General features: G+C 71.9%; 6 protein-coding genes and 1 pseudogene. 5 read left to right on the forward strand and 2 right to left on the reverse strand.

What is annotated here, in order from left to right:
- Positions 1 to 49 precede the first annotated feature (49 nt).
- The gene (serB, locus tag AB0N84_RS15330) at positions 50 to 688 is read left to right on the forward strand and encodes a phosphoserine phosphatase SerB (RefSeq protein WP_363547889.1); all 639 of its coding nucleotides are present in this window, start codon (positions 50 to 52) and stop codon (positions 686 to 688) included.
- Between the two features lie 24 nt (positions 689 to 712).
- Here the strand turns inward: serB and fabG are convergent, their stop codons facing one another.
- Positions 713 to 1,426: a 3-oxoacyl-ACP reductase FabG gene (gene fabG, locus AB0N84_RS15335; protein WP_069710847.1), complete on the reverse strand. Its 714-nt coding sequence runs from the start codon at positions 1,424 to 1,426 to the stop codon at positions 713 to 715.
- A gap of 157 nt (positions 1,427 to 1,583) precedes the next feature.
- Here fabG and AB0N84_RS15340 point away from each other — a divergent pair, with 157 nt between their 5' ends.
- The 3 genes and pseudogenes from AB0N84_RS15340 to AB0N84_RS15350 all read left to right on the forward strand — a co-directional run bounded on the left by AB0N84_RS15340 (position 1,584) and on the right by AB0N84_RS15350 (position 3,372).
- Positions 1,584 to 2,075, forward strand: a complete 492-nt coding sequence (locus AB0N84_RS15340) for a DUF3099 domain-containing protein (protein ID WP_182047415.1) — start codon at positions 1,584 to 1,586, stop codon at positions 2,073 to 2,075.
- Positions 2,075 to 2,281 (forward strand): annotated as a pseudogene (locus AB0N84_RS15345) (hypothetical protein); the annotation flags it as partial. The gene AB0N84_RS15340 and the pseudogene AB0N84_RS15345, both read left to right, overlap by 1 nt.
- Positions 2,282 to 2,379: 98 nt before the next feature.
- The gene (locus AB0N84_RS15350; RefSeq protein ID WP_182047416.1) at positions 2,380 to 3,372 is read left to right on the forward strand and encodes an SURF1 family protein; all 993 of its coding nucleotides are present in this window, start codon (positions 2,380 to 2,382) and stop codon (positions 3,370 to 3,372) included.
- 71 nt (positions 3,373 to 3,443) lie between these two features.
- On the opposite strand, the gene AB0N84_RS15355 is transcribed toward AB0N84_RS15350, so the two are convergent.
- Positions 3,444 to 5,042, reverse strand: coding sequence for an ABC-F family ATP-binding cassette domain-containing protein (locus AB0N84_RS15355; protein WP_182047417.1), 1,599 nt, complete (start codon positions 5,040 to 5,042; stop codon positions 3,444 to 3,446).
- Between the two features lie 116 nt (positions 5,043 to 5,158).
- Here AB0N84_RS15355 and AB0N84_RS15360 point away from each other — a divergent pair, with 116 nt between their 5' ends.
- Entirely contained in the window at positions 5,159 to 5,758 is a 600-nt protein-coding gene (locus AB0N84_RS15360) for a biotin transporter BioY (RefSeq protein WP_182047418.1), read from the forward strand.
- Positions 5,759 to 6,076: the final 318 nt, after the last annotated feature.

A 6,076-nucleotide genomic window follows, 5' to 3' on the forward strand; every position in this document is an offset into this window, starting at 1 on the left:
TGACGTCACAGACGTCGGCCGCGCCTCCTGCTGTCGGTACCGTTGGTCCGTGCCACGCTTCCTCGTCGTCCTCGATGCCGACTCCACGCTGCTCGAGGACGAGGTCATCGAACTGCTCGCCGACCACGCCGGGACCCGGCCACAGGTGCAGGCGGTGACGGAGCGCGCCATGCGCGGGGAGATCGACTTCGCCGAGAGCCTGCGGGAGCGGGTCGCGACCCTGGCGGGCCTCCCGGCCGACGTCACCGCACGCGCGCAGGAGGCGGTCCGCATCACGCGGGGCGCCGACGAGCTGGTCCGCGGCGTCCACGCCGCGGGCGGGACCGTCGGCGTGGTGTCCGGCGGCTTCCACGAGGTCCTCGACCCGTTCGCCGAGCGGCTCGGCCTCGACCACTGCCGGGCGAACCGGCTCGAGGTGGTCGACGGCGTCCTCACCGGGCGGGTCCTCGGCGAGGTCGTCGACGCGCACGCCAAGGCGGCCGCGCTCCGCGAGTGGGCCGGTGCCGACGGGGTCGGAGCGGCGCAGACCGTCGCGGTCGGTGACGGGGCGAACGACCTCGAGATGATGCGTGTCGCGGCGCTGTCGGTCGCCTTCGACGCGAAGCCGCGTGTGCGCGCCGAGGCCGACGTGGCGGTGGTCGACCGCGACCTCTCGCCGGTGCTCGCCGCACTGGGCCTGCGCGGCTGAGCCGCCGCGCCGCCTGGTGCGGTCCTAGTGGCCCATCCCGAGACCGCCGTCGACCGGGATGACCGCCCCGGAGACGTACCCCGCGCCGTCGCTCGCCAGGAACAGCGTGGCGTCGGCGACGTCGTCCACGGTGCCGTAGCGCGCCGCCGGGATCTGCTTCTTGAACTCGGCCTGCAGCTCCTCCGGGAGCGCGGCGGTCATGTCCGTCTGGATGAAGCCCGGCGCCACGACGTTCGCCGTGATGCCCCGCGAGCCGAGCTCACGGGTGATCGACCGCGCCATGCCGACGAGCGCGGCCTTCGACGACGCGTAGTTGACCTGGCCGACCTGGCCGTAGGCACCGACGACGCTCGACATCAGCACGATCCGGCCGAACCTCGCCTTCATCATCCCCTTCGTGGCGCGCTTGACGACCCGGAAGGTGCCGGTCAGGTTCGTGTCGACCACGCTCGTGAAGTCCTCCTCGGACATGCGGAGCAGCAGCTGGTCGTTCGTGATGCCGGCGTTGGCGACGAGCACCTCGATCGGGCCGAGCTCGGCCTCGACCTGCGTGAACGCGGCGTCGACCGAGGCGGAGTCCGTGATGTCGGCGGCGACGGTGAGCGCGCCCTCGGGGCCGCCCTGGCCGCTGCGGGAGGTGACGGCGACGCGGTGTCCGGCGGCGACGAAGCGGGCCGCGAGGGCGTGGCCGATGCCGCGGTTGCCGCCGGTGACGAGGACGGTACGAGAGGTGGTCATGATCGCGCTTCCGTTCGAGTGGTGGTGACACGGCGCGCCACGGTCGCCAGGACCGCCGGACACGCCCGGACGAGCGTACCGGAGCCGGCCCCCGCACCTGTCCCCCGCGCGGCGGGCCCACTGTCGGTGGTGCGGGCTTAGGCTGGTGTCCGGGCGAATGGAAGAACACCGTATGAAGTCGACGCAGCGCCGGTTCCACGCGACGCACACCACCTCGGGTTCCACGCAGAGCATCACGTCACTGCCGGACTCCCCCGAACTCGATCGCGCACACCGGCTGTCGAAGTACGTCTGGCAGATGGCCGTCCGCGTCGTGTGCTTCATCGGCGCCGTGCTCATCTGGACGACCTGGCACTCGTGGCTCGCGGTGATCCCGATCGTCCTCGCCGCCGTCATCCCGTGGGTCGCGGTCATCCTCGCGAACGCCGGCAGCCGCGCCGAGAGCGACATCGTGTCCCCGGCCGGCGCCATCGAGCTGTACGACGCCGTCGACCCGCGCCTCCGCGAACGGCAGGAGGACGCCCGTGCCGAGGCGTACCGTGCCGAGCAGGAGCGCCTGCGCGAGCAGGCGCAGCACGCGCAGGAGGAGTGGCAGCGGAACGGTGACCGCTCCCGCGTCTGGTCCGCCAAGCCCCGGGCACGCCGCTGATGGGGGCGACGTTCGACCTGTTCACCGAGCCCGGTTCGACGCCGGTCTGCTCGCGCGCGGGCTGCACCAACACCGCTGAGTGGCGTGTCAACTGGCGCAACCCGCGCATCCACGCCATCGACCGCGTGAAGATCTGGGCCGCGTGCGAGGAGCACTGCGACTTCCTCGCCGACTACCTGCGTTCCCGCTCGTTCCCGGTCCGCGTGACCGGCATGCACGAGGACGTCGACCACCTCGACGACGTCCGTGCCCGCGAGGACGCCCCGAAGAACGACGTCGGGGTGCGCTCCAGCGGCACCGGACGATGACGGAGCAGTTCGACCCGAGCGCCCGCTACGGCCGGAAGCACGCCGCGAGGATCCAGCGTGCGGCGGCCGGCGACCGTGGTCCGACGGCGGTGCTCGACCGCGACGACGCTCCGGCTCCCGGAGGCGCACCGGACCCGTTCGTCGGCTGGGGCTTCGTCCGCAGCCGTCGCTGGCTCGGCTACTTCGCGATCGCGGTCGCCTTCGCGATCGTCTGCACCCTGTTCGGCATGTGGCAGTGGGACCGCCGGAACGAGGCCGTCCGCCAGAACGAGCAGATCGCGCAGAACTACGACCACACCCCCGTACCCGTCGACCAGGCGCTCCCCCGGGCATCGAGCTGGAACGACGACCAGCAGTGGCTGCGGGTCGAGGTGACGGGCCGCTACGACGTCGCCGACCAGCTCCTCGTGCGCAACCGTGTGCACAACGGCCAGCCGGGCTTCGAGGTCCTCACCCCGCTCGTCACCGCCGACGGTCGGGCGTTCGTCGTGGACCGCGGCTGGGTGCCGACGGGCAACCGGCAGGACGCCCCGGACCACGTGCCCGCCCCGCCGAGCGGCGAGGTGACGGTCACGGCTCGCCTGCAGCAGAGCGAGCCCCGCATCCCCGGCCGCACCGATCCCGCCCACACCGACCAGGTGCAGTCCGTGACGCTCGCCGACGTCGCGGCGAAGGTCGACACCCCGATCTGGACGGGCGCCTACGGGCAGCTCGCCGCGGAGTCCCCCGCGCCGGCCGAATCCCGCCCGCTGGGGTGGGACCGCCCGAGTGCCGACACCGGGCTCCACCTCAGCTACTTCATCCAGTGGTTCCTGTTCGCGGCCGGCGGCTTCGGCTTCCTGGCGTACCTGATGGTGCAGGAGTACCGGAACCTCAACCAGGACGACCCCGAGGAGCGCGAGCGCGCGCTGGAGCGGCAGCGGCGCAAGGACGCCAAGCCCCGTTCCGACGACGAGGTCGAGGACGAACTGCTGGGCGCGGGTCGCTGACCGCACGGCGACCGCCGGACGGACGGGAGGCCCGTGGCGGACTCCGCCACGGGCCTCCCGTCCGTCTCCGGCTACGCCAGCTCGATGAGCTCCGCGTAGTCCTTGTTCCAGTGGTCCTCGGTGCCGTCCGGCAGCAGGAGCACGCGCTCCGGGTTCAGCGCCTCGACCGCGCCGGCGTCGTGCGACACGAGGACGACCGCGCCCTCGTACCCGGCCAGCGCGCCGAGGATCTCCTCGCGCGACGCGGGGTCCAGGTTGTTCGTGGGCTCGTCGAGGAGCAGCACGTTCGCACCCGAGACGACGATCATCGCGAGCGACAGACGCGTCTTCTCACCGCCGGAGAGGACGCCGGCCTTCTTGTAGCCGTCGTCGCCGGTGAAGAGGAACGACCCGAGCACCCGTCGTGCCTCGGTCTCGGTGAGGTTCGGCGACGCCGAGACCATGTTCTCGATGACCGAGCGGTTCACGTCGATGTTCTCGTGCTCCTGCGCGTAGTACCCGATGCGCAGGCCGTGCCCGGGCAGGATCTCGCCCGTGTCCGGCTGGTCGGCACCCGCGAGGATCCGGAGCAGCGTCGTCTTGCCGGCGCCGTTGAAGCCGAGGATGACGACGCGCGAGCCGCGGTCGATCGCCAGGTCGAGGCCGGCGAAGATCTCGAGCGAGCCGTAGGACTTCGACAGCCCCTCGGCCATGAGCGGGGTGCGACCGCACGCCGCGGGCGTCGGGAACCGCAGCTTCGCGACGCGGTCGACGGCGCGCTCGTCCTCGAGGCCCGCGAGCAGCTTCTCGGCGCGTGCGACCATCTGGTGCGCCGCCGCGGCCTTCGTGGCCTTCGCGCCGAACCGGGCGGCCTGGTCCTTGAGCGTGGCGGCCTTCTTCTCGGCGTTCGCGCGCTCCTTGCGGCGGCGCTCCTCGTCGGCGGCACGCTGCCGCTGGTAGAGCTTCCACCCCATGTTGTAGACGTCGATGGTCTGCCGGTTGGCGTCGAGGTAGAACACGCGGTTGACGACCTCGTCGACGAGCTCGACGTCGTGGGAGATGACGATGACGCCGCCCGGGTAGGTCTTGAGGTGCTCCCGCAGCCAGACGATCGAGTCGGCGTCGAGGTGGTTGGTCGGCTCGTCGAGGATCATCGTCTCGGCGTCCGAGAACAGGATGCGCGCGAGCTCGATGCGGCGGCGCTGACCACCGGAGAGCGTCTTGAGCGGCTGGTCGAGGATGCGGTCCGGGAGCTTGAGGTTCGACGCGATGGAGGCGGCCTCGGCCTCGGCTGCGTAGCCGCCGAGCGCGTTGAACTGGTCGTCGAGCCGGCTGTAGCGGCGCATGGCCTTCTCGGCGACGTCGGCGTCCTCGCTCGCCATGTCGAGCGTCGCCTGGCGGATGCCCTCGACGAGCTCGCCGAGACCGCGGGCGTCGAGGATGCGCTTCCGCGCGGTGTCCTCCGGGTTGCCCGACCGCGGGTCCTGCGGCAGGTAGCCGATCTCGCCGGAGCGGTCGATCTTGCCGTCGGTCGGCTGCGACTCACCCGCCAGCGCCTTGGTCATCGTGGTCTTGCCGGCGCCGTTGCGCCCGACGAGGCCGATCTTGTCACCCTTCTCGACACGGAAGGACACGTTCTCCATGAGGAGGCGGGCCCCGACACGGATCTCGAGGTCGTGCACGGCAAGCACTAGAGGACGTCCAATCAGTTGGTGATGTGCACAACGACGTGTGCGGGAGGTGCACCGCTACGCTGACGGGACCGATGGTCCTCGAACGGGACCAGCAGTCCATTCTAGGAGAATCCATGACGAACGCCACCGGGTTCGCTCGCCGCGCAGTCCTCGCCGACCGCATCCGCACCTCGGGCCTCGCCACCGACGCCGCCCTCGTGGCCGGCGGTGCCCTCTTCACCGCGGCGCTCGCGCAGCTCGAGGTCCCGATGTGGCCGGTGCCGGTCACGGGCCAGACCCTGGCGGTCGTGCTCGTCGGCGCGACGCTCGGCGCCCGCCGCGGCATGCTCGCGCTGCTCGTCTACGCGGTCGCCGGCCTCGCCGGTGCCCCGTTCTTCGCCGACATGCAGGGCGGCCTGCAGGCCCTCGCGCTCCCGAGCTTCGGCTACGTGATCGGCTTCGTGCCGGCCGCCGGCGTCATCGGCTGGCTCGCCCGTCGCAACTGGGACCGGAAGGTCGGCCGTGCCACCGTCGCGATGCTGCTCGCCAGCGCGATCCCGTTCGTGACCGGTCTGCCGTACCTCGCCGTCGCCCTCGGCGCACTCGGTCTACCGAACGACCTGCACTCGGTGCTCGGCGCCGGCCTGTACCCGTTCATCGTCGGCGGGGTCGCCAAGGCGCTCATCGCCGCCGGCGTCCTGCCCCTGGCGTGGAAGCTGGTCGGCCGCCGCTGACGCGACCCCGACACGAGGGGCCCCGCACCGTCCGGTGCGGGGCCCCTCGTCGTCCGTGCCCGCACGTTCCAGCGCGCCATGCGAGCGTGCAGGACACGCCGTGCGTCGCTCGCCGGACGCGCACTTGCTGTCGCCGGGAACGGTCGACCGTGACGGATCCCGCCCGCTCGGGCCGCGACCGACTCCCCCACCGACGACGGACGGGAGGGGGGGGGGGGGGGGGGCCCCCCCCCCCGCCCGCGGCGGGGGGGGGGGGGAGAAAAAAAAAAAGAACAGCACCGAAAAAAACAAAACAAGGAAACAAAAGAACAAGGAGGA

This window comes from Curtobacterium sp. NPDC089185, from assembly GCF_040685235.1.
Classification (GTDB): Bacteria; Actinomycetota; Actinomycetes; order Actinomycetales; family Microbacteriaceae; genus Curtobacterium; species Curtobacterium citri.